This window comes from Streptomyces eurocidicus (assembly GCF_002891295.1).
GTDB classification, from domain to species: Bacteria; Actinomycetota; Actinomycetes; order Streptomycetales; family Streptomycetaceae; genus Streptomyces; species Streptomyces eurocidicus.
The window spans coordinates 173,895-196,885 of record NZ_LGUI01000001.1; the positions used below are offsets into that span (position 1 = coordinate 173,895).

Sequence of the window (22,991 nt, forward strand, 5' to 3'; positions counted from 1 at the left end):
TCCGGTAGGCCGTCCCCGGCCCGGCCCCTTACACTGGGCGCAGCGAAAGGCGTGGAAGGGACGAGTAGCTCCGCACGCGGCCATGAGCGACCCGGGGACGGTGGAAGCCCGGGGGTCCGCACGGTGTGAAGATCACCCCTGAGCCGCCGGAAGAACGCCCCTCGGGGTCAGTAGAACCGGCGTCGCGGCCCAATGAGGGGGCCGGAGGCACATGTGCCTGCGGCCAAGGAGGGTGGTACCGCGGGAGGCGCACGGCGCATCTCGTCCCTCCGACGGACAGCGCCAAGACGTTCCGCCGGAGGAAGCCTCAGATGAGTCCCCAGCCGCAGTACCGCCAGGTACCCGCTCAGGTGGACCTGCCCGCCCTGGAGCACGCCGTGCTCGATTTCTGGCGCGAGAGCAAGGTCTTCGCCCGTAGCCTCGAACAGTCCGAGGGACGGCCCGAGTGGGTCTTCTACGAGGGCCCGCCCACCGCCAACGGCATGCCGGGCGCCCACCACATCGAGGCCCGCGTCTTCAAGGACGTCTTCCCCCGCTTCCGCACCATGCAGGGCTACCACGTGGGCCGCAAGGCCGGCTGGGACTGCCACGGCCTGCCGGTCGAGCTCGCGGTGGAGAAGGAGCTGGGCTTCAACGGCAAGCAGGACATCGAGAAGTACGGCATCGCCGAGTTCAACGCGAAGTGCCGGGAGTCGGTGACCCGCCACACGGACGCCTTCGCCGAGCTCACCACCCGCATGGGCTACTGGGTGGACCTGGACGACGCCTACCGGACCATGGACCCCGAGTACGTCCAGTCCGTGTGGTGGTCGCTCAAGGAGATCTTCAACAAGGGCCTGCTGGTCCAGGACCACCGCGTCGCCCCCTGGTGCCCCCGCTGCGGCACCGGCCTGTCGGACCACGAGCTGGCGCAGGGCTACGAGACGGTCGTCGACCCGTCCGTCTTCGTCCGCTTCCCGCTGACCTCCGGCCCGCTGGCCGGCGAGGCCGCGCTGCTGGTCTGGACGACCACCCCGTGGACCCTGGTCTCCAACGTGGCCGCCGCCGCGCACCCTGACGTCACCTACGTCGTGGCCACCGACGGCACCGAGAAGCTGGTCGTCGCCGAGCCGCTGCTGGAGAAGGCCCTCGGCGAGGGCTGGACGGCGACGGGGCAGTCCTTCACCGGCCGCGAGATGGAGCGCTGGACCTACCGCCGCCCGTTCGACCTGGTCGAGCTGGAGAACGCGAACTACGTCGTCAACGCCGAGTACGTGACCACCGAGGACGGCACCGGTCTGGTCCACCAGGCCCCGGCCTTCGGTGAGGACGACCTCAAGACCTGCCGCGCCTACGGCTTGCCGGTGATCAACCCGGTCCGCCCCGACGGCACCTTCGAGGAGGGCGTCGGCCTGGTCGGCGGCGAGTTCTTCAAGAAGGCCGACGAGAAGCTCGTCGCGGACCTGGACGCGCGCGGCCTGCTCTTCAAGCACATCGCCTACGAGCACAGCTACCCGCACTGCTGGCGCTGCCACACCGCGCTCCTCTACTACGCGCAGCCGTCCTGGTACATCCGCACCACCGCGGTCAAGGACCGGCTGCTCCAGGAGAACGAGAAGACCAACTGGTTCCCCGAGTCGGTCAAGCACGGCCGCTTCGGCGACTGGCTGAACAACAACATCGACTGGGCGCTCTCCCGCAACCGCTACTGGGGCACCCCGCTGCCCATCTGGCGCTGCGAGGAGAACCACCTCACCTGCGTCGGCTCGCTGGCCGAGCTCTCCGAGCTCACCGGCACCGACCGGAGCGCGCTCGACCCGCACCGCCCGTACATCGACGACGTCACCTTCACCTGCACCGCCGACGGCTGCTCCCACACCGCCGTCCGTGTGCCGGAGGTCATCGACGCCTGGTACGACTCGGGGGCCATGCCCTTCGCGCAGTGGGGCTACCCGTACAAGAACAAGGAGCTCTTCGAGAAGCGCTACCCCGCGCAGTTCATCTCGGAGGCCATCGACCAGACCCGCGGCTGGTTCTACACCCTGATGGCGGTCGGCACCCTCGTCTTCGACAAGTCGTCGTACGAGAACGTCGTCTGCCTGGGCCACATCCTCGCCGAGGACGGCCGGAAGATGTCCAAGCACCTGGGCAACATCCTCCAGCCGATCCCGCTGATGGACCAGCACGGCGCCGACGCCGTCCGCTGGTTCATGGCGGCCGGCGGCTCCCCGTGGGCCGCGCGCCGCGTCGGCCACGGCACGATCCAGGAGGTCGTCCGCAAGACGCTCCTCACCTACTGGAACACCGTCGCCTTCCAGGCCCTCTACGCCCGTACGTCCGGCTGGGCGCCGTCCGCGTCCGACCCGGCCCCGGCCGACCGCCCGCTGCTGGACCGCTGGCTGCTCGGTGAGCTGAACACCCTGACCGACCAGGTCACCCAGGCGCTGGAGGCGTACGACACCCAGCGCGCCGGCAAGCTGCTGTCGTCCTTCGTCGACGACCTGTCCAACTGGTACGTGCGGCGTTCGCGCCGCCGGTTCTGGCAGGGCGACGCGGCGGCGCTGCGCACGCTGCACGAGGTCGTCGAGACCGTCACCCGTCTGATGGCGCCTCTGGTGCCGTTCATCACCGAGCGGGTGTGGCAGGACCTGGTCGTCCCGGTGGACGCCGAGGCCCCGGAGTCGGTGCACCTGGCGAGCTGGCCGGTGGCCGACACCGCACTGATCGACCCCGAGCTGTCCCGGCAGATGCTGCTGGTCCGCCGGCTGGTCGAGCTGGGTCGCGCGACCCGCGCCGAGTCCGGTGTCAAGACGCGTCAGCCGCTGTCCCGCGCGCTGGTCGCCGCCGCCGGCTTCGAGGCGCTGGGCACGGAGCTGCGCGCCCAGATCACCGAGGAGCTGAACGTCTCCTCGCTGGCCTCGCTGAGCGAGGTCGGCGGTTCGCTGGTGGACACCACGGCCAAGGCCAACTTCCGGGCGCTGGGCAAGCGGTTCGGCAAGGGCGTCCAGGCGGTGGCCAAGGCCGTCGCCGAGGCCGACGCGGCCGCGCTGTCGCTGGCCCTGCGCGAGGGCACCGCCTCCGTCGTCGTCGACGGCGAGCCCGTGGCGCTCTCCCCGGACGAGGTGATCATCACCGAGACCCCGCGCGAGGGCTGGTCGGTGGCCTCCGACTCCGGTGCCACGGTGGCGCTCGACCTGGAGATCACCCCGGAGCTGCGGCGTGCGGGCCTCGCCCGTGACGCGATCCGGCTGATCCAGGAGGCCCGTAAGAACAGCGGCCTGGACGTCGCCGACCGCATCGCGGTCCGCTGGTCCACGACGGACGCCGAGACGTCCGGTGCGCTGGCCGAGCACACGGGCCTCATCGCGGACGAGGTCCTCGCGCTGGACTTCGCCGAGGGCGAGGCGGACGGCTCCTACGGCGAGCCGTTCGAGGACGAGGGTCTCGCTCTGACGTTCCGCCTCCGTAAGGCGTAACGGCACCGGAGCAACGCACCGGCTGCCCCGGGAGGTCGAACCTCCCGGGGCAGCCGGTTTTTCCGTATCCCCACGTTTCGGCACCGCGTCCCGGGGCACCCGCACGGAAGTATCGCCGCCCGTCCCCTTCGCCCCGGTGTCTCCCCATCCGTACTTCCGCGCCCCGCGCCCGCCGCCGCCCCGGCCACCGCGTTTGTCTCCGTGGCAAAACGCTTTGGACACAAAACGGGCCGGGCCCGGGACAAAGTCCCGGGCCCGGCCCGATGATTGCCTACGGCTCGCGCCGAGCGATCAGTTGTCGTCCTCGTCGATCAGGAAGCCCCGCATGGGGGACGGCGCCTGCTGCATCGGCTGCTGGCCCTGGGGCCGCACCGGTGCCATCGGCTGCGTCATCGCCGGGGACATCTGCTGCTGACCGCCGTACGACGGGGCACCCATCGAGGTGTTGCCACCCATGGAGGTGTTACCGCCCATGGACGGGTTGCCGCCCATGCTGTGGCCACCCATGCCCGCACCGGCCGAGGCCATGGACCCGCTCATCGACGGGGCCGCGGGCAGCGACGGGGTGTTGGGGTTGCGCGGCGGGGCCAGCGAGTCGTCCGCCTGGTTCTCCAGCTGACGCAGCTGGCTCTCCAGGTAGGACTTCAGACGGGTGCGGTACTCGCGCTCGAAGCCGCGCAGGTCCTCGACCTTGCGCTCCAGCGTGGCGCGGGCGGACTCCAGGGAACCCATCGCGACGCGGTGCTTCTCCTGGGCGTCCCGCTCCAGGGCGTCGGCCTTGGCACGGGCGTCCCGCTCCAGACCCTCGGCACGGCTGCGCGCCTCGCCGACGATCTTGTTCGCCTCGGAACGGGCCTCCGCGATCGCCTGGTCGGCGGTCTGCTGGGCGAGCGAGAGCACCCGTGCGGCGCTGTCACCGCCCGGACCCTGACCCGGCTGCGGAAGCTGGGGGCCGGGGCCACCCATCGGACCGTTCTGACCCATGGCGTTCTGACCCATGGGGCCGTTCTGCCCCATCTGGCCCTGACCCATGCCGTTCTGACCCATAGGACCGCCCTGACCCATCGGACCGTTCTGTCCCATGGGTCCGCCCATCGGGCCGCCCATCGGGCCGTTCTGACCCATCGGGCCGGGGCCGTGCGGGCCCTGGGGACCGTGGCCGTGACCGCCGGGGCCGGCCGGCAGCTGCGGGGCACCGCCCGGAAGCTGCGGCGGGCCGCCCATCTGCTGCTGCTGCGGCACCGGCTGCGGTCCGGATATGGCGGCGGGCACCGGCGCGCCGGGTCGCTGGTCCTGCGGCTCGGGCTTCCGCATTCCCTGCTGCTGCTGGTTCTGCGCGGCGGCACGCGTCGCGGCGGCCAGCTTGGCGCGCAGGTCCTCGTTCTCCCGGAGCAGTCGGGTCAGTTCGGCCTCGACCTCGTCGAGAAAGGCATCGACCTCGTCCTCGTCATAGCCTTCTCGGAGACGGACGGTCGTGAACTGCTTGTTCCGCACGTCCTCGGGGGTCAACGGCATCTCTTCTTCACCTCAACGTAGTCGTCGGCAATCGGCAAGACCGTATCGTTCACAGCCGCGTTCACAGCCGGCTCACGACGGTGATCAGGATGTAGACGATGATCATCAGTACGAAGAAGGACAGGTCGAGCGCCACGCCCCCGAGACGCAGCGGCGGAATGAACCGCCGCAGAAGCTTGAGTGGCGGATCGGTGACAGTGTAGGTCGCCTCCAGGACGACCACCATCGCCTTACCGGGTTGCCATGAGCGAGCGAACTGGAAGACGTAATCCATCACCAGCCGGAAGATCAGAACGAACAGGAAGCAGTACAGCGCGATGTAGATCACCTGCAGTGCGATGTCCATCTCGCGCTTCCCTCTCCCCTTGCTCGTACCCGGCCTGTTAGGCCGTCATTCATCCGGCATTGCCCGGTATTGCGTCTCAGCTCTGATTGAAGAACCCGCCCTCTGCGATGCGGGCCTTGTCCTCCGCCGTGACATCGACGTTAGCAGGAGACAGCAGGAACACCTTCTGCGTCACCCGCTCGATGCTGCCGTGGAGACCGAAGACCAGACCGGCGGCGAAGTCGACCAGACGCTTCGCGTCCGTGTCGTCCATCTCCGTCAGATTCATGATCACCGGGGTGCCCTCCCGGAAGTGTTCCCCGATGGTACGGGCCTCGTTGTAGGTCCGGGGGTGCAATGTCGTGATGCGGTAGGGCTCCCGCTCGGACACAACCTTGGGCATGATCACCGGTGCGTTCTTCTCCAGAGAGTGGCGTTCGGGTGTGATGGACGCCACGGGGGCGATTCGGGCGGGTCGTCCCGTTTCCGCTACGAGCGGAGCGGGTTCGCGTTGTGCAGGTGGCTGGGCGACTCGAACCGGTTCGTCCGGTTGCGTCTGTTGAGACTGGTGCTGCTGCCTGCGGCGGTCGGGCTCAGGCTCGGGCTCGAACTCGTCGTCGGGGTCGAAACCCGGGCCGTCGTACCCATCGTCCTCCACGAGGCCGAGGTAGACCGCCATCTTGCGCATCGCGCCGGCCATTCTCTGCGTCCTCCGCTCTGTGGTGGATCGGCTCCGTCAACGGCGCCTTGGATCCACTTGGTCTGCCCGTCTTTTGACGGTAATGACCATATTTTCTGCTGTGGTCCGACTTCCTGGCGACGTTACCCGAGCCTGGGTCGGACTCCGAGCACCGCCGATCCGACACGTACATGTGTCGCCCCGGCCGCCACGGCGTCATCCAGGTCCGCGCTCATCCCTGCTGACACCATGTTCGCAGCAGGATGGGCCGCGCGCATGCCCGTTGAGATTTCCAGCAGCCGGTCGAAGGCCGCCCGGGGGCGCCCGGCGAACGGGCCGGCGAGCGGAGCCACCGTCATCAGTCCGGCGGGGCGCAGCCCTTCGGCGGCGGCGAGCCCGTCGGCGAGCGCGGCGACCCCGTCGGGCGCGACCCCGCCGCGGGCCCCGCGCTCACCCGACTCGGCGTCAAGAGCCACCTGGATCAGGCAGTCGAGCTCACGGCCGGCCCGGACGGCGGCCGCGGACAGGGCGGTGACCAGTCGATCGCGGTCGATGGAATGCACCACATCGGCATAACTCACCACCGAACGCACCTTGTTCGTCTGCAATTGTCCGACAAAGTGCCAGGTGAGGGGCAGATCCGCGCACTCGGCGGCCTTGGGGGCGGCGTCCTGGTCGCGGTTCTCCGCGACGTGCCGGACGCCGAGTTCGGCGAGGAGGCGCACATCACTCGCGGGATAGGTCTTGGTGACCACGATCAGGGTCACCTCGTCCCGCGCGCGCCCGGCGGCGGCACAAGCGGAGGAGATACGTTCCTCCACGCGCGCCAGATTGCCGGCGAGTTCTGTTTTACGGTCCGTCACGGCTCAGTCCAACCAGACATAACTCGCGAGCCGCCCTGTGGTGTGCTCGCGCCGATACGAGAAATGATCCGGCGATTCCAGCGTGCAAATGTGAGATTGTCCGCTGATATTCACGCCGAGTCGGGCCAATTGCGCCCTTACCCCCGCGGCCACGTCCACCGCCGGGGTGCCCTGCCGGGTGGTGGCCCACGCCTCGGGCACCACCGCGGCGACCTCGGCGCGCATGGCCTCCGGCACCTCGTAGCAGAGTCCGCAGACCGAGGGGCCGGTGCGGGCGACGATCCGGGCGGGGTCCGCGCCGAGCGCGGTCATCGCCTCGACCGCCGCGGGGACGACCCCGGCGACCAGGCCGGGCCGGCCCGCGTGGGCCGCGCCCGCCACCCCGGCGACCGGGTCGGCGAGCAGAACGGGAGTGCAGTCCGCGGTCAGGACCGCGAGGGCGAGCCCCCTACGGGCCGTCACCACCCCGTCCACGGCCGGAATGTCCGGGGTGTCCCAAGGGCCGTCGACCACGGCCACGTCACGGCCGTGCACCTGGTTCATCCAGACGACCGCCGCGGGGTCGAGGCCGAGGCCCTTCGCCGTCCGCTCGCGGTTGGCCCGGACGGCTGCGGGATCGTCGCCGACCGCGCCGCCGAGGTTGAGCTCGCCATACGGAGCGGCGCTCACCCCGCCCCACCTGTCGGTGAAGGCGAAGTGCGCGCCGCTCGCGTGCTCTTCGGTTGTCACTGCGTGCTGTTGCCCTATCACTGGGGGCCGCTCACTCGCTCGTTGGCACTACTTGAGGAAGTCCGGCACGTCCAGTTCCTCGGCGGTCGAGTCCTGGTACGGACGGGCCGGCGGGACCTGCGGGGACGAGACCGGCGGCGCCGGGATCTCGTTGACCGGGGCCGGCTCGGACAGCGGCTCCTCGCTGCGCGGGGTCACGCCGCCGAGTCCGCCGAAGGACGACCGGGAGGGCTCGGGCGTGGCCGGACGGCTCGGTGCCGCCGAGGCCGGGGCCTCCTCGCGGCCCGTGCCGTAGGAGGAGCCGAGCACCTTGTCGCGGCTGCCCTTGGCCGGCGGCTGGCCGCCGTCGAAGCCCGCCGCGATGACGGTGACCCGGACCTCGTCACCCAGGGCGTCGTCGATGACGGCGCCGAAGATGATGTTGGCCTCGGGGTGGGCCGCCTCGCTGACCAGCTGCGCGGCCTCGTTGATCTCGAAGAGACCGAGGTCGGAGCCACCGGAGATGGAGAGCAGCACACCGCGGGCGCCGTCGATGGACGCCTCCAGGAGCGGCGAGGAGATCGCCATCTCCGCGGCGGCCACCGCGCGGTCGTCGCCACGGGCGGAGCCGATGCCCATGAGGGCCGAGCCCGCCTCGGACATCACGGACTTGACGTCGGCGAAGTCGAGGTTGATCAGGCCCGGGGTGGTGATCAGGTCGGTGATGCCCTGGACACCCGACAGCAGGACCTGGTCCGCGGACTTGAACGCGTCGAGCACGCTCACCTGGCGGTCCGAGATCGACAGCAGTCGGTCGTTGGGGATCACGATGAGGGTGTCGACCTCGTCGCGCAGACCCGCGATGCCGTCCTCCGCCTGGTTCGCCCGGCGGCGTCCCTCGAAGGTGAACGGGCGGGTGACCACACCGATCGTCAGGGCGCCCAGCGAGCGGGCGATGTTGGCGACGACGGGCGCGCCACCGGTGCCGGTGCCACCGCCCTCGCCGGCGGTGACGAAGACCATGTCGGCCCCCTTGAGGACCTCCTCGATCTCCTCGCGGTGGTCCTCGGCCGCCTTGCGGCCGACATCGGGGTTGGCGCCGGCGCCGAGGCCGCGGGTGAGCTCACGGCCGACGTCGAGCTTGACGTCGGCGTCGCTCATCAGCAGGGCCTGCGCATCGGTGTTGATCGCGATGAACTCGACGCCCTTGAGACCGACCTCGATCATCCGGTTGATGGCGTTCACGCCACCGCCGCCGATTCCGACGACCTTGATGACTGCGAGGTAGTTCTGCGGTGCTGCCACGTCGAAGGCCTCTCGCCTCGAGTTACGTATGCCTGGGGGACGGTTCTCTATGCCGACCCGAACCCTCAACCTCAAGTTTAGGGTTACCGGTGCCACTGTTCGCTGGGGTTCTCCGAACAGGACACTAAGTCGACAAGCCGCGCGTGTTCAACGAACACGCCGAACCTCCCGTTTTTCTTTTCACCCTATGTGATCACCCATAGCCGTAGCCAGCCAGGGTGTCGGCCGGCCGCCCCGGGCGTCAACTCCCCGATGCCGCCGGAGCGCTGGGAGCGCTCACATCGAAGTGCCGCGCCCCCCGCGCCGCCTTCATCAGAGCGGTGAGCGTACGGGCTTTCGCGTCGCCCCGCTCACCACTCCCCCAGACCACCGTCCGACCGCCCGTCAGCTCCAGAGTGATGGAGTCGTACGAGCGTACGCGGATGGCACGGGTGTCCGCGCGGACGTCCGCGGGCAGCGACTCGGCGACCCGGACGCCCTCGCGCTCCAGCCTCGGCGGGCCGAACCGGCGGAGGCTGGGCGAGTCCGCCGCCTCGACCGTCAGCCGGGGGACGCCCTTCGGAGCGCGATCGACTGTGGCGAACCGCACGCCGTCGCCGTCGATTTCGATGAACTTTCCGCCCTTCTCGACGATCGCCCGTGGCTGACGTTCGACCACTTCGAGGGCGATCCCGTGCGGCCAGGACCGCTCGACGGCCACCGTGTCGATCCTCGGCAGCCGCTCGCGCAGCCGCTCGGCGATGGCGTCCGTGTCCACCGAGGCCAGGGGTTCGCCGAGCGGGACCTCGGCGGCCTCGCGCACCTCCTCGGGCGTCAGCACCCGGACGCCGCTGACGTCCACGTGCCGGGCCCGCAGCCAGCTGGAGCCGTAGAGCGCCCAGCCGGCGGCGCCGCCGAGGAGCACCGCGGCGGCGGTCCAGAGGAGCAGCCGCCGCCGGGGCACCTTGAGCCGGAGGAGGGGGAAGCGGCCGCGGGGCCCGCGCGGCTTGCGCTTGGCCGGCCGGGGCGGGCCGGACCGCACCGCTTTCCCGCTCCTGGGGTTCCTGCTCTTCGAGCCACCGCGCTGAGCGGTCGACGGTCCGGCCACGCTCCCCTAGCCTCCTGCTCTACGGGCGCTCAGCCCGCTCTGCGTGCGGCAATAGCCTCGTACACCATGCCGACGAGCAGCTCGTCGGCGTCGCGGCGCCCGAACTCGGAGGCGGCGCGGGACATCTCGTACAGCCGGTGCGGGTTGCCGAGCACCGGGAGGACCTGGCTCTGGATCCACTCGGGGGTCAGCTCGGCGTCGTCGACCAGCAGGCCGCCGCCCGCCTTGACCACCGGCTGGGCGTTCAGCCGCTGTTCGCCGTTGCCGATGGGCAGCGGGACGTAGGCGGCCGGCAGCCCGACGGCGGACAGCTCCGCGACGGTCATGGCGCCCGCGCGGCAGAGCATCATGTCGGCCGCGGCGTACGCGAGATCCATCCGGTCCACATACGGTACCGGGACATAGGGCGGCATTCCGGGCATGTTGTCCACATGCGGCAGTTCGTTCTTCGGACCGACCGCGTGCAGGATCTGGATTCCGGAGCGCTGCAGCGCCGGGGCGACGGCCTGGACGACCTCGTTCAGCCGGCGGGCGCCCTGCGAGCCGCCGGAGACCAGCAGGGTCGGCAGGTTGGGGTCGAGCCCGAAATACGCCCGCGCCTCGAACCGGGCCGCGGCCCGGTCGAGGGTGGCGATGGTGCGCCGCAGCGGGATGCCGACGTAGCGGGCGTTGCGCAGCTTGCTGTCCGGGGTGGACACCGCGACGCCGGCCGCGTAGCGCGAGCCGATCTTGTTGGCGAGGCCGGGCCTGGCGTTGGCCTCGTGCACGATGATCGGCACACCGAGCCGCTTGGCGGCCAGATAGCCGGGCAGCGCCACATAGCCGCCGAAGCCGACCACGCAGTCCGCCTTGGTGCGCTCCAGGATCTGCTCGGCGGCCTTGATGGTGCCGCGCAGCCGTCCGGGGACGGTGATCAGCTCGGGTGTGGGCTTGCGAGGCAGGGGTACGGCGGGGATGAGCCCGAGTTCATAGCCCCGCTCGGGCACCAGCCGGGTCTCCAGACCCCGCTCCGTGCCGAGCGCCGTGATCCCCACGGTCGGGTCCTGCCTGCGCAGGGCGTCCGCGAGGGCGAGCGCGGGCTCGATGTGGCCGGCGGTCCCCCCACCGGCGAGTACGACATGCACCGAAATTCACCGCTCTCCGGACGGTCGCTTCTTGACGCGCCGTCTCATCGTCTTCCATCTCACCCCAGGCTGCCGCATGGCCAGCGCCGCCCGTGCACCGGGTTCGTCGCGTGCGAACGCGATCAGCAGCCCGATGGCGAACATGGTCGGCAGCAGGGCGGACCCTCCGTAGGAGAACAGCGGCAGGGGGACACCGGCGATCGGCAGCAGGCCGAGCACCGCACCGATGTTGACCACGGCCTGGGCCGTGATCCAGGTGGTCACACCTCCCGCGGCGTACCTCACGAAGGGGTCCTCCGTGCGTCCGGCCACGCGGATACCCGCATAGCCTAGAGCCGCGAACAGGGCGAGCACCGACAGCGTCCCCGCGAGACCGAGTTCCTCGCCGGTGATGGCGAAGATGAAGTCCGTGTGAGGTTCGGGGAGTTCGCCCCATTTCTCCACACTCGCTCCGAGGCCGGCCCCGAACCATCCGCCGTTGGCCAGCGCGTAGATCCCGTGCACGGCCTGCCAGCACTGGTCATTGGTGCCGGGGTCGGTGGCGCCGATGCAGGCGAGCCGGGACATCCGGTTCGCACTGGTCTTGATGAAGAGTACGGCGAGGACGGCCGTGACGCCGAACACCCCGGCGAACAGCCGGGTGGGGGCGCCGGCCACCCACAGCAGGCCCAGCAGCACCGTGGTGAGCACCACGGTGGTCCCCATGTCGCCGCCCAGCATGATCAGGCCGAGCAGCACGAAGGTCACCGGCACCAGCGGCACCAGCAGGTGTTTCCACTGGGTGAGCAGCTTCTTGACCTGTTTACGGGCCAGCAGGTCGGCACCCCAGAGCACCAGGGCCAGCTTGGCGAACTCGCTGGGCTGGAGCTGGAAGGGGCCGCCGAGCGAGATCCAGTTGGTGTTGCCGTTGATGGTCTCGCCGATGCCGGGCACCTGGACCAGGCAGAGCAGGAAGAGCGAGCCCGCGAGGGCGGGGTAGGCGAAGGCCCGGAGCACCTTCACGGGCATCCGGGCGGCCGTCAGCAGCAGCACGGCGCCGATCGCGGCGGCCAGCAGCTGCTTGCGGAAGAAGAAGCTGGGCGGCAGGCCGTTCTGCAGGGCCTTGATCTGGGAGGCGGAGTAGACCATGACCAGGCCCAGCACGGTGATCAGCAGGGAGCCGCCGAGCACCAGGTAATAGGCGGTCAGCGGCCGGTCCCAGGCGCGCTTGGCACGGATGTGCAGGGTCTTGAGCCCGCCCAGCACGGTGCCGCGGGGCGGCCGGCGGCCGGGCCGCCCCGCCACGGGCCCCGCCGGGCGGGGCGCCCGGACGGGCCGGGGCGCGCGGCGGGCCCGCGCAGGGCCGTCCAGGCGTCCCGGGGGCCCCGGGGGGCTGCGGTGTGGCCGGCGTGCATCCGGGTGTCCCTCCGCTCGAGTCCCGCGCCGCCCGTCCGCGCCCGGGCCCGGGCGGCTACGCGTCCGTGTCGCGGCCCGCCGCGAGCGCGTGGACCGCCTCGGCGAATGCCTCGCCGCGCTTGTTGTAGTTGACGAACATGTCCATCGAGGCGCACGCCGGGGCCATGAGCACGGTGTCCCCCGGTCCGGCGAGCCGGGCCGCTTCGCGGACCGCTTCGGCCATCGCACCAGTGTCGGTCCGGTCGAGGTCGACCACCGGCACATCCGGGGCGTGTCGCGCCAGCGCTTCACCGATCAGGGCGCGGTCGGCGCCCATCAGGACGACGCCGCGCAGCCGCTTCGCCGACCGGGTCACGAGGTCGTCGAAGGTGGCACCCTTGGCGAGGCCGCCGGCGATCCAGACGATGGACTCGTAGGCCGCCAGGGACGCCTCGGCGGCGTGCGTGTTGGTGGCCTTGGAGTCGTCCACGTACGCGACGCCGTCGACGTCCGCGACATGGGCGATCCGGTGGGCGTCCGGGCGGAAGGCGCGCAGGCCCTCCCGGACGGCCGCGGGCTGCACGCCGAAGGCGCGGGCCAGGGCGGCGGCCGCGAGGGCGTTGGCGATGTTGTGCGGGGCGGCCGGCTTGATGTCGGCGACCTCGGCGAGCTCCTGGGCGTTCTTCTGCCGGTCGGCCACGAAGGCCCGGTCGACGAGGAGGCCGTCGACCACGCCGAGCTCGGAGACCGCGGGGGCGCCGAGGGTGAAGCCGATGGCGCGGCAGCCCTCCTCGACGTCGGCCTCGCGGACCAGGTGCTCGGTGCGGGGGTCCGCCGTGTTGTAGACGCAGGCCACCTGGTTGCCCTCGAAGACCCGGCCCTTGTCGGCGGCGTACGCCTGCATCGAGCCGTGCCAGTCGAGGTGGTCGGGGGCGAGGTTGAGGACGGCCCCGGAGTGGGCGCGGACCGACGGCGCCCAGTGCAGCTGGTAGCTGGAGAGCTCCACGGCCAGGACGTCGTAGGGCTCCGCGCCCGGGGCGTCCTGGGCGAGCACGACGTCGACGATCGGTGTGCCGATGTTGCCGACGGCGGCGGTGCGCAGCCCCGCGGCCGTGAGGATCGAGGCCAGCATCTGCACGGTGGTGGTCTTGCCGTTGGTGCCGGTGACCGCGAGCCAGGGGGCGGCGTTCTCGCCGCGCAGCCGCCAGGCGATCTCGACGTCGCCGACCACGTCCACGCCGGCCGCGGCGGCGGCCGCGAAGAGCGGGCTGTCGGGGCGCCAGCCGGGCGAGGTGACGACCAGGTCCGTGCCCTCGGGCAGGGTCTCGGCGTCGGCGAGGCGGACGGTGACGCCCTCGGCGCCGAGCGCGGCGGCGCGCTCGCGCAGCGCCTCGCCGTCGCCGCCGTCGACCACGGTCACCCGGGCGCCGAGGCCGGCCAGGGCGCGGGCGGCGCTGACGCCGCTCACCCCGAGGCCGGCCACGGTGATGTGCTTGCCGCTCCAGGCGGCGGGGCCGGAGGGGCCGGAAAGGGGGGTCACTTGATGGCCAGCCATCCCGCGTAGAAGATTCCGAGTCCGACGGCGACGCACAGGCCCTGGATGATCCAGAACCGGACCACCACAAGGACCTCGCTCCACCCCTTGAGTTCGAAGTGGTGCTGGAGCGGAGCCATCCGGAAGACCCGCTTACCGGTGAGGCGGAAGGAGCCGACCTGGATCACCACGGACATGGTGATCAGGACGAACAGACCGCCGAGGAGGGCGAGCAGCATCTCCGTGCGGGAGCAGATCGCCAGGCCCGCGAGGGCGCCGCCGAGGGCGAGCGAGCCGGTGTCGCCCATGAAGATCTTGGCGGGCGAGGTGTTCCACCACAGGAAGCCGAAGCAGGAGCCCATCAGCGCCGAGGCGACGACCGCGAGGTCGAGCGGGTCGCGGACCTCGTAGCAGGCGGCGCCGGCGGTCAGCGGGTTGCCGCAGGACTGGCCGTGCTGCCAGGTGCCGATGAAGACGTAGGCGCCGAAGACCATCACGGAGGCGCCGGTGGCGAGGCCGTCGAGGCCGTCGGTGAGGTTCACGCCGTTCGACATCGCGAGGATCATGAACAGCGCCCAGACCACGAAGATCACGGGGCCGACGGACCAGCCGAAGTCCTGGGTGAAGGACAGCTTGGTGGAGGCCGGGGTCTGGCCCCGGGTGTCCGCGAACTGCAGCGCCAGCACGGCGAAGGCGATGCCGACGATCAGCTGGCCGGCCATCTTGGCCTTGGCGCGCAGGCCCAGGCTGCGCTGCTTGACGATCTTGATGTAGTCGTCGAGGAAGCCGACCAGGCCCATGCCCGCGGTCAGGAACAGCACCAGCAGACCGGAGAAGGTCGGCTCGTGGCTGGTGATGACCTTGGTCAGGGCGTAGGCGATGAGCGTGGCGAGGATGAAGGCGATGCCACCCATGGTGGGCGTGCCCTTCTTCCCCGCGTGGCCGCGCGGGCCGTCGTCGCGGATGAACTGGCCGTAGCCCTTGCGGGCCAGGAACTTGATCAGCAGCGGGGTGCCGACGAGGGTCAGGACCAGACCGATGACACCCGCGAAGAGGATCTGGTTCATCAGCCCCGGACCTCGCCCTCGCGCTCGAGCAGCTGCTGCGCGACCCGCTCCAGGCCGACCGACCTGGACGCCTTCACCAGCACGACGTCACCCGGGCGCAGCTCGCTGCGCAACAGGTCGACCGCCGCCTGCGTGTCGGACACGTGCACCGACTCCTCACCCCACGAACCCTCGTTATAGGCGCCCATCCGCAGCCAGGCCGCTTCCCTGCCCCCGACTGCCACGAGCTTGCTGACGTTGAGCCGGACGGCGAGCCGTCCGACCGCGTCGTGCTCGGCGAGGGCCTCCTCGCCGAGCTCGGCCATCGGACCGAGCACGGCCCACGTACGGCCCCCGCGCGCCGAGGCGGCTTCGCCCATGGCGGCCAGCGCGCGCAGCGCGGCTCGCATGGATTCGGGGTTCGCGTTGTAGGCGTCGTTGACGATCGTCACGCCGTCCGCACGCTCGGTGACCTCCATCCGCCAGCGGGAGAGCTGGCCCGCCCCGGAGAGCGCGGAGGCGATCTCGTGCGCGGGCATGCCCAGCTCATGGGCGACGGCGGCGGCGGCGAGCGCGTTCGACACGTGGTGCTCACCGTACAGCCGCATGGTCACGTCCCCGCACCCGGTGGGTGTGTGAAGCGTGAAGGAGGGCTGTCCGGTCGCGGTGAGGCGGACCTTCTCGGCGCGCACGTCGGCGTCGGCGGACTCGCCGAAGAGGACGACGCGGGCCTTGGTGCGCGCGGCCATGGCGCGGACCAGGGGGTCGTCGGCGTTGAGGACGGCGACGCCGCCGGCCTCGGCGGCGGGCAGGGCCTCGACCAGCTCGCCCTTGGCGACGGCGATCTGCTCCCGGCCGCCGAACTCGCCGACGTGGGCGGTCCCGACGTTGAGGACGAGGCCGACGCGCGGCGGGGTGATCTCGGTGAGGTAGCGGATGTGGCCGATTCCGCGCGCTCCCATTTCCAGCACCAGGGTGTCGGTGCCGGCGTCGGCGGAGAGCGCGGTGAGCGGCAGGCCGATCTCGTTGTTGAGCGAGCCGGGGGTCCAGACCGTGGGGCCGAGGCGCTGCAGCAGCTGCGCGATCAGGTCCTTGGTGCTGGTCTTGCCGGCCGAGCCGGTGAGCGCGACGACGGTGGTGCCGAGCTTCTCCACGACGGCGCGGGCGAGGGCGCCGAGGGCCGTGACGACGTCGTCGACGACGATCGCGGGGACGCCCACGGGGCGGGTGGCCAGCACGGCCGCGGCGCCGGCGGCGACGGCGCGCTCGGCGTAGTCGTGGCCGTCGACGTGGTCCCCGGGCAGCGCGGCGAAGAGGCTGCCGGGCCGTACCTCACGGGAGTCGATGACGACCGGGCCGTCGGCCGTACGGCCCGGGTCCGGTATGTCGTGCTGCTGCCCGCCGACAATCGCGGCGATCTCGGCGAGGGACAGAGCGATCACTGAGATTTACCTCCGGCCGTTCGGGAGAGCTTCCGGGGGGAGGGTTGTGCGCGCATGGCGGTCTGTCATCCCTGGTCGTTCCGGTGCTTGGTCGACGGGCCCGGCCGCACGGCCTCGATGGCCTCGCGCAGCACCTGGCGGTCGTCGAAGGGGCGTACGACTCCGGCGATGTCCTGGCCTTGTTCATGGCCCTTGCCCAGGACGAGGACGGCGTCGCCGGGCTCGGCGCGGGCGACCGCGGCGGCGATGGCGTCGGCCCGCTCCTCCGCGAGGAGGACCGTGCCGCGCTCGTGGGCCGGCACCTCGGCGGCGCCCGCGAGCATGCTGGCGAGGATCGCGAGGGGATCCTCGGAGCGGGGGTTGTCGGAGGTCAGCACGGCCGTGTCGGCGAGCCGGGCCAGGGCGGCGCCCATCGGGGCGCGCTTGGTCCGGTCGCGGTCGCCGCCGCAGCCGAGCACCGCGTGGATGCGGCCTTCGGTGACCTTGCGCAGGGCCCGGAGAACCGATTCGACGGCGTCGGTCTTGTGGGCGTAGTCGACGACGGCCAGATAGGGCTGGCCCGCGTCGACGCGCTCCAGCCGGCCGGGCACGCCGGGGACGGCGGCGACGCCGTCGGCGGCGGTCTGCGGGTCGGCCCCGGCGACGACGAGGGCGGTGATGGCGGCCAGGGCGTTGGCCACGTTGAACGGGCCGGCCAGCGGGGACCGGGCCCGGACCCGCTCGCCGTTCGGGCCGAGGACGGTGAAGACCGAGTCGAAGGGGCCGGTCTCGACGTCGGCGGCGCGCCAGTCGGCGTCGGGGCGGCCCTCGGCGGAGAAGGTGGTGACCGGGACCTCGGAGGCGCCCTCGGCGAGCCTGCGGCCGTACTCGTCGTCGAGGTTGACGACGCCGACGCGGCTGCGGGCCTTGGTGAAGAGCTCCGCCTTGGCCTGGAAGTAGTCCTCCATGCCCGTGTGGAACTCCATGTGCTCCGGGCTGAGGTTGTTGAAGACCGCGACGTCGAAGACGCAGCCGTCGACGCGGCCGAGCACCAGGGCGTGGCTGGAGACCTCCATGGCGACCGAGCGGACGCCGCGCTCGCGCATCACGGCGAAGAGCGCCTGGAGGTCGGTGGCCTCGGGGGTGGTGCGCTCGGACTTGATCCGCTCGTCGCCGATGCGGGACTCGACGGTGCCGATGAGGCCGGTGAGCCCGCCCATGGCCTTGAGGCCGCCCTCGATGAGGTAGGCGGTGGTGGTCTTGCCGGAGGTTCCGGTGATGCCGATCTGGAGCAGGTCGCGGCCCGGCTGTCCGTAGATCGTCGCCGCGAGCTCGCCCATCCGGCCGCGCGGGTCGGCGACGGTGAGGACGGGCAGACCGGTGGCCGCGGCGCGGTCGGCGCCCGCCGGGTCGGTCAGCACGGCGACGGCGCCGAGGCCGGCGGCCTGGGCGGCGAAGTCCGCGCCGTGGAAGCGGGCGCCGGGCAGGGCGGCGTAGACGTCGCCCGGCCGCACGGCCCGTGAGTCGTGGGTGATCCCGGTGACGTCGGCGTCACCCGGGGCGCCGATGCCCAGCTGACCGGCCAGCTCCGCGAGGGGCGCGGGGCGGACATGGGTGGGGCGGGGCGCTCCCGGGTGTACGGCGGGGGCGTCCTGGGTGGTGGGGGACTGATCAGCGTGTGGCACGGCGGTGAGCGTACCGGGCGGACCCGCCCCGTCGCGAAGCGAGGGGCGGTCCGGGCCGCGGTTCCCGGGATCGGGAGTGATGGTCGTCACGGCCGCCGCCGGATCACTCGCCGTCGTAGCCGACCGGCAGCCGCGGGGGCTGGGTGCCGGACGGCGGTACCTGGAGGGTCTTCAGGGCGAACTCCATCACCTGCTTGTAGACGGGACCGCAGATCTGGCCGCCGAAGTAACTCCCCTTGGTGGGGTTCTGGATGGCGCAGTAGACGGTGATCCGCGGCTGGTCGGCGGGGGCGAAGCCGGCGAAGGAGGCGGTGTACCCGTGGTAGCGCCCGGTGACCGGATCCACCCGGTTGGAGGTGCCGGTCTTGCCCGCGACGCGGTAGCCGGGGATCTTCGCCTTGGTGCCGGTGCCCTCGCGGTCGTCGACCACGGACTCCAGCATGTCCCGGAGGCTCTTGGCGGTCTTCCCGCTCACCACCCGGGTGCGCGGCGGGGTGGGCGCGGGGGTGAAGCGGCCGTCGGGGCCCTTGGTGCCGCGGACGAGGGTGGGCTGCACGCGCTGGCCGCCGCCCGCGATCGTGGAGTAGACGGACGCGGCCTGGACGGCGTTGAGGGACAGGCCCTGGCCGAAGGGGATGGTGTACTGCTGGGAGGCGCTCCACTTCCCCGGGTCGGCGAGGATGCCGGGGGTCTCGCCCGGGAAGCCGAGCCCGGTGGGCTCGCCGATGCCGAACTTCCGCAGGTACGAGTGGAGGACCCGGTTGGCCTGCGACTGGTCCTTGCCGAGCTGTTCGGCGGCCAGGATGGTGCCGATGTTGCTGGACTTGGCGAGCACGCCGTTGAGCGTGAGGTGCCAGGTGGCGTGGTCGATGTCGTCGGCGAAGGCCCGGTCCGCGCGCGGCAGCCGGTTGGGCACCTCGACCCGGGTCTCCGGGGTGGCGGCGCCCTCCTCCAGGACGGCGGCCATGGTCATGACCTTGCTGACGCTGCCCGGTTCGTAGGCGTCCTGGAGGGCGGCGTTGCCCAGGGAGCCGCTGTCGGCGTGGGCGAGGTCGTTGGGGTCGTAGCCGGGGGCGTTGGCCATGGCGAGGATCTCGCCGGAGCGGGTGTCCTGGACGACGACGTAGCCGCGGTCGGCCCCGGACTCCTCCACCTGGCGGGCGATGGCGCTCTGGGCCGCCCACTGGATGTCCCGGTCGATGGTCAGCTCGACCTGGGAGCCGGGCACGGCGGGCTGTTCCTTGACGTCGCCGGTGGGCACCTGGCGGCCGCCGGACTGGGCGTAGACGAGCTTGCCGTCCCGGCCGGCCAGCACCTTGTCCAGCTGGGCCTCGATGCCACCGCCGCCGCGGCCCTCGGCGTTCACAAAGCCCAGTATCCCCGAGGCGAGCCCGCCGTTGGGGTAGACGCGCTTGCTGTGCGGCTCGCGGTTGATGCCGGCGAGGACGTCGCCGGTGCCCTTCTTCTTCGCCGCCCCGGCCGCCGAGCGCTTCTTGAGCTCCTTGACGCGGGTCCAGGTCTTGGGGGTCTGCTGGCGGGCGAGCACCACGTACTTCGACTTGGGGTTGGCCGTGAGCTTCCGCTCCAGCACGTCCGGGCTCTGGTCCAGGACCGGGGCGAGCAGCTCGGCGGCCCGCCGGGCCGCGCCCTCGGACTTGATGCGGTCGGGGGTGAGCAGGTCGGGCGCGGCCGTGATGTCGTAGGCGTCGACGGTGGTGGCGAGGGCCACCCCGGTGCGGTCGGTGATGGTGCCGCGCTCGGCGGCCAGGGTCACCGGGATGTAGCGGTTGACATTGGCGCGGGCCGCGTACGCGCTGGCGTCGAACGCCTGCACCTGGAGCAGCCGCACGGTGAAGGCCAGCAGGACGAGCGCGAGCCCCAGGCCGACCATGCGCAGCCGGGGCCGGGGGCTGCCGAGCCGGAGCGGCAGGGAGCCGGCCCGGGGGCGGGCGGCGGGCGGGCCGGCGACCGGGCGGGGGCCGTGCGGCGCGCGCGGGCCGGGCACGCCGCGGCGGGGTCCGGGCTGCCTGGGGGGCCGGCCTCCGGGGGTCTGCGGCACAGCGTCACCTGCCGGTGATCGGGATGGGCGGGTTGTCCGGCTGGGCCGGCACGGTCGGGGCGGCGGTGCCGGTCGCTGCCCATGGTGCCGGTGGTGCGGCCGGTGCGGGGGGTACCGACACGGCCGGGGCGGGCACGGACTGCGGGCGGGGGGTGCGGCCGGGGCCGCGGGGACCTGCCCGCCCGGGGGGACCGAAGCGGCCGACGGGCCCGCGGGAGCGGTGTTCGCGGGGGCCCGGGCCGCCGGGGCGGCCTGGTCCGCCGAGGGGGCCAGGGGCGTGGTCCAGCCCGTGGTGTCCATGGCGCCGGCCGGGGCCGGGGCGCCGCGGACGGTGCCGTCGGGGCCGAGGAAGGCGGGGTTGCCGCCGGGGATCATGCCCAGCTCCCGGGCGCGCCGCTCCACGGCGTCGGGGGCGGCGAGCCGGTCGACCTCCTGCTGGAGGGCCTGCTGCTCGTCGGTGAGCTCGGTGGTCTCGCGCTGGAGCCGGGTGAGGTCGAAGGAGCCCTGGTTGAGGGAGGAGTTCAGGAGCAGCAGCGAGATCAGCCCGGAGCCGAGCAGCACCACCACCAGCAGGACGAACGGGGTGCGTTTCGCCCCGGCCGGGCCCACGACGCGCAGCCGGCCGAGCCGGGCGCCCCGGCCGCGGGCCGCGGGGGTCATGCGGCTTCCTCCCGGATGCGCTCGGCGCCGCGCAGCCGGGCGGGGGCGGCCCGCCGGTTCTCGGCGACCTCCTCCTCGGTGGGCAGCTCCGCGCCGCGGGTGAGCAGCTTCAGCCGGGGCTGGTAGCGCTCGGGCACGACGGGCAGGCCGGGGGGCGCGGTGGTGGCGGCGCCGGCGGCGAAGACCTGCTTCACGATGCGGTCCTCCAGCGACTGGTAGGAGAGCACGGCGATCCGGCCGCCGACGGCGAGGGCGGCCACGGCGGCGGGGATGGCGGCCTCGACGCTGGCCAGCTCGGCGTTGACCTCGATGCGCAGGGCCTGGAAGGTGCGCTTGGCGGGGTTGCCGCCGTGCCGCTTGGCGGCCTGCGGGAGGGCGTCGCGGATGAGCTCGACGAGCCGGGCGCTGTTGGCGAAGGGCTCCTTGGCGCGCTCCTTCACCACGGCCTCGACGATCCGCTTGGCCTGCTTCTCCTCGCCGTAGCTGCGCAGGATGCGGACCAGGTCGCCGGGGGCGTACGTGTTGAGGACGTCGGCCGCGCTGATGCCGGTGGTCTGGTCCATCCGCATGTCCAGGGGCGCGTCCTGGGCGTAGGCGAAGCCGCGGTCGGCCTCGTCCAGCTGCATGGAGGAGACGCCGAGGTCGAAGAGGACGCCCTGGACGCGGGGGACGCCGAGCCGCGCCAGGACGTCGGGCAGCTCGTGGTAGACGGCGCGGACCAGGGTGGCGCGGTCGCCGAAGGGGGCCAGCCGCTCGCCGGCCAGCGCGAGGGCGGTGGGGTCGCGGTCGAGGGCGACGAGCCGGGCCTCCGGGAACCGGGTGAGCAGCGCCTCGCTGTGGCCGCCCGCGCCCAGGGTGCAGTCGACGACGACCGCGCCGGGCTCGGTGAGAGCGGGAGCGAGCATGTCCAGGCAGCGCTGGAGCATGACGGGGACGTGTCGCGCGTTGCTGCTCATGCGCCCTTCTGAGATTCGGCCCGGTTCGGCGTGTGCACGGCGAATCCGGAGGGGGCGCGGGGCGCACGTACCGCCGGGTCCCCACCCGCCCCGAGGGGAAGCGGCCGGTCTGGCACCGGGGAAGTGACGCCAGGCGACCGGGGAGCGGGAGGAGGCCGAGAGGTACGTCCGCGTCGCGCACGTGTTTGGGTTTTTTGGATCCAAGGGGAGCGTGGGGCCTCCCACTTCGCGCCACTTTAGTCCACTCGTCCCCCCGGTCAACCAACCGGAGAGCGCGTCCCGGCGTGGGCGCGGGGCGTGTACGGAGCGCTCCGGGCGGACTCCCGGGCGGCGCTTCGGGCGACCGGGTGTGATCTTGGCCGGCGCGTCCGGCGCGCCCCTCACCCGTACGGCGGCAGACCCCGCTGAGCTGTGGCTTACCTCACAGGAGGGCACGTCAGAGGTATTTTGTCGGCGCTGGAACGGGCCTGCGGGCCGTTCGCCGACTACCTTCGTTCACATGTCGATATCCGCGTCCCAGCCGGCGCCTCAGAGCTCCGAAAGCGACCGCGCCCAGACCCAGGGCACGGTCACCGACCGTCTCGTTCAGGCCAACGCCGAATACGCCGCCGCGTTCACCGACCCCGGTATGGACGCCCGCCCCGTTCTCAAGGTCGCCGTGGTGGCCTGTATGGACGCCCGTCTCGACCTGCACGCCGCGCTCGGCCTCGAGCTCGGCGACTGCCACACCATCCGCAACGCCGGCGGTGTGGTCACCGACGACATGATCCGCTCGCTGACCATCAGCCAGCGGGCGCTCGGCACCCGCTCCGTGGTGCTGATCCACCACACCGACTGCGGTCTGCTCAGCCTGACCGAGGACTTCCGGCACGAGATCGAGGCCGAGGTCGGACAGCGCCCGGCGTGGGCGGTGGAGGCGTTCAAGGACCTGGACAAGGATGTCCGGCAGTCCATGCAGCGCGTCCGGACCTCGCCGTTCCTGCCGCACACCGACGACGTGCGCGGATTTGTCTTCGACGTGACGACGGGTCTGCTGCGCGAGATCGACCCCCGGGACTGATTATCCACAGGCGGTGACGGGACACCGCGCGGACGGCCAGAATGCGTGGAGTGGGTGCGCCGTCCAGCCGCCGTCGCATTTCCACGGCGGGCACGGTGTCCGTGATGTCGGGGTGGACCGGGTCCGTGCGTCGGA

Annotated in this window: 17 protein-coding genes and 1 pseudogene; 2 read left to right on the forward strand and 16 right to left on the reverse strand. The window is 72.1% G+C overall.

Annotated elements, in window-relative coordinates; all coding sequences use genetic code 11:
- The first annotated feature begins 311 nt into the window (after positions 1-311).
- A complete protein-coding gene (gene ileS / locus AF335_RS00730; RefSeq protein WP_102916302.1) occupies positions 312-3,455 on the forward strand; it encodes an isoleucine--tRNA ligase in 3,144 nt (1,047 codons plus the stop codon).
- A gap of 291 nt (positions 3,456-3,746) precedes the next feature.
- Here the strand turns inward: ileS and AF335_RS00735 are convergent, their stop codons facing one another.
- The 16 genes and pseudogenes from AF335_RS00735 to rsmH form a co-directional block, all read right to left on the reverse strand.
- Complete coding sequence (locus tag AF335_RS00735) at positions 3,747-4,970, reverse strand: DivIVA domain-containing protein (protein ID WP_087928501.1); 1,224 nt, start codon at positions 4,968-4,970, stop codon at positions 3,747-3,749.
- 61 nt (positions 4,971-5,031) lie between these two features.
- Positions 5,032-5,316 carry a YggT family protein gene (locus tag AF335_RS00740; protein ID WP_087928500.1) on the reverse strand — a complete coding sequence of 95 codons (285 nt, stop codon included), beginning with the start codon at positions 5,314-5,316 and terminating at the stop codon, positions 5,032-5,034.
- Positions 5,317-5,392: 76 nt separating this feature from the next.
- On the reverse strand, positions 5,393-5,995 hold the full coding sequence (locus AF335_RS00745) for a cell division protein SepF (RefSeq protein ID WP_087928499.1): 603 nt from the start codon (positions 5,993-5,995) through the stop codon (positions 5,393-5,395).
- A 122-nt stretch (positions 5,996-6,117) separates the two neighbouring features.
- Entirely contained in the window at positions 6,118-6,837 is a 720-nt protein-coding gene (locus tag AF335_RS00750) for a YggS family pyridoxal phosphate-dependent enzyme (protein WP_102916303.1), read from the reverse strand.
- 3 nt (positions 6,838-6,840) lie between these two features.
- On the reverse strand, positions 6,841-7,587 hold the full coding sequence (pgeF, locus tag AF335_RS00755; protein WP_102916304.1) for a peptidoglycan editing factor PgeF: 747 nt from the start codon (positions 7,585-7,587) through the stop codon (positions 6,841-6,843).
- Between the two features lie 27 nt (positions 7,588-7,614).
- Positions 7,615-8,850 carry a cell division protein FtsZ gene (ftsZ, locus tag AF335_RS00760; RefSeq protein WP_102916305.1) on the reverse strand — a complete coding sequence of 412 codons (1,236 nt, stop codon included), beginning with the start codon at positions 8,848-8,850 and terminating at the stop codon, positions 7,615-7,617.
- A gap of 241 nt (positions 8,851-9,091) precedes the next feature.
- Positions 9,092-9,937: a cell division protein FtsQ/DivIB gene (locus tag AF335_RS00770; protein WP_102916307.1), complete on the reverse strand. Its 846-nt coding sequence runs from the start codon at positions 9,935-9,937 to the stop codon at positions 9,092-9,094.
- Positions 9,938-9,966: 29 nt separating this feature from the next.
- Positions 9,967-11,061, reverse strand: a complete 1,095-nt coding sequence (gene murG, locus AF335_RS00775) for an undecaprenyldiphospho-muramoylpentapeptide beta-N-acetylglucosaminyltransferase (protein WP_102916308.1) — start codon at positions 11,059-11,061, stop codon at positions 9,967-9,969.
- Between the two features lie 6 nt (positions 11,062-11,067).
- Positions 11,068-12,411: a putative lipid II flippase FtsW gene (ftsW, locus tag AF335_RS00780; protein WP_102916967.1), complete on the reverse strand. Its 1,344-nt coding sequence runs from the start codon at positions 12,409-12,411 to the stop codon at positions 11,068-11,070.
- 100 nt (positions 12,412-12,511) lie between these two features.
- Complete coding sequence (murD, locus tag AF335_RS00785; protein WP_244926875.1) at positions 12,512-13,975, reverse strand: UDP-N-acetylmuramoyl-L-alanine--D-glutamate ligase; 1,464 nt, start codon at positions 13,973-13,975, stop codon at positions 12,512-12,514.
- Positions 13,972-15,036 carry a phospho-N-acetylmuramoyl-pentapeptide-transferase gene (gene mraY, locus AF335_RS00790; protein WP_102916310.1) on the reverse strand — a complete coding sequence of 355 codons (1,065 nt, stop codon included), beginning with the start codon at positions 15,034-15,036 and terminating at the stop codon, positions 13,972-13,974. The genes murD and mraY overlap by 4 nt, the downstream gene beginning before the upstream one ends.
- Entirely contained in the window at positions 15,036-16,457 is a 1,422-nt protein-coding gene (locus AF335_RS00795) for a UDP-N-acetylmuramoyl-tripeptide--D-alanyl-D-alanine ligase (protein ID WP_102916311.1), read from the reverse strand. The genes mraY and AF335_RS00795 overlap by 1 nt, the downstream gene beginning before the upstream one ends.
- Positions 16,458-16,522: 65 nt before the next feature.
- A complete protein-coding gene (locus AF335_RS00800; RefSeq protein ID WP_102916312.1) occupies positions 16,523-18,211 on the reverse strand; it encodes a UDP-N-acetylmuramoyl-L-alanyl-D-glutamate--2,6-diaminopimelate ligase in 1,689 nt (562 codons plus the stop codon).
- Between the two features lie 13 nt (positions 18,212-18,224).
- Positions 18,225-20,180 carry a peptidoglycan D,D-transpeptidase FtsI family protein gene (locus AF335_RS00805; protein WP_244926912.1) on the reverse strand — a complete coding sequence of 652 codons (1,956 nt, stop codon included), beginning with the start codon at positions 20,178-20,180 and terminating at the stop codon, positions 18,225-18,227.
- Between the two features lie 402 nt (positions 20,181-20,582).
- Positions 20,583-20,840: pseudogene (ftsL, locus tag AF335_RS36520) on the reverse strand (cell division protein FtsL); the annotation flags it as partial.
- Complete coding sequence (gene rsmH / locus AF335_RS00810) at positions 20,837-21,796, reverse strand: 16S rRNA (cytosine(1402)-N(4))-methyltransferase RsmH (RefSeq protein WP_102916314.1); 960 nt, start codon at positions 21,794-21,796, stop codon at positions 20,837-20,839. The pseudogene ftsL and the gene rsmH, both read right to left, overlap by 4 nt.
- A gap of 499 nt (positions 21,797-22,295) precedes the next feature.
- Here rsmH and AF335_RS00815 point away from each other — a divergent pair, with 499 nt between their 5' ends.
- Entirely contained in the window at positions 22,296-22,856 is a 561-nt protein-coding gene (locus AF335_RS00815) for a beta-class carbonic anhydrase (RefSeq protein ID WP_102916315.1), read from the forward strand.
- The last annotated feature ends 135 nt before the right edge of the window (positions 22,857-22,991 follow it).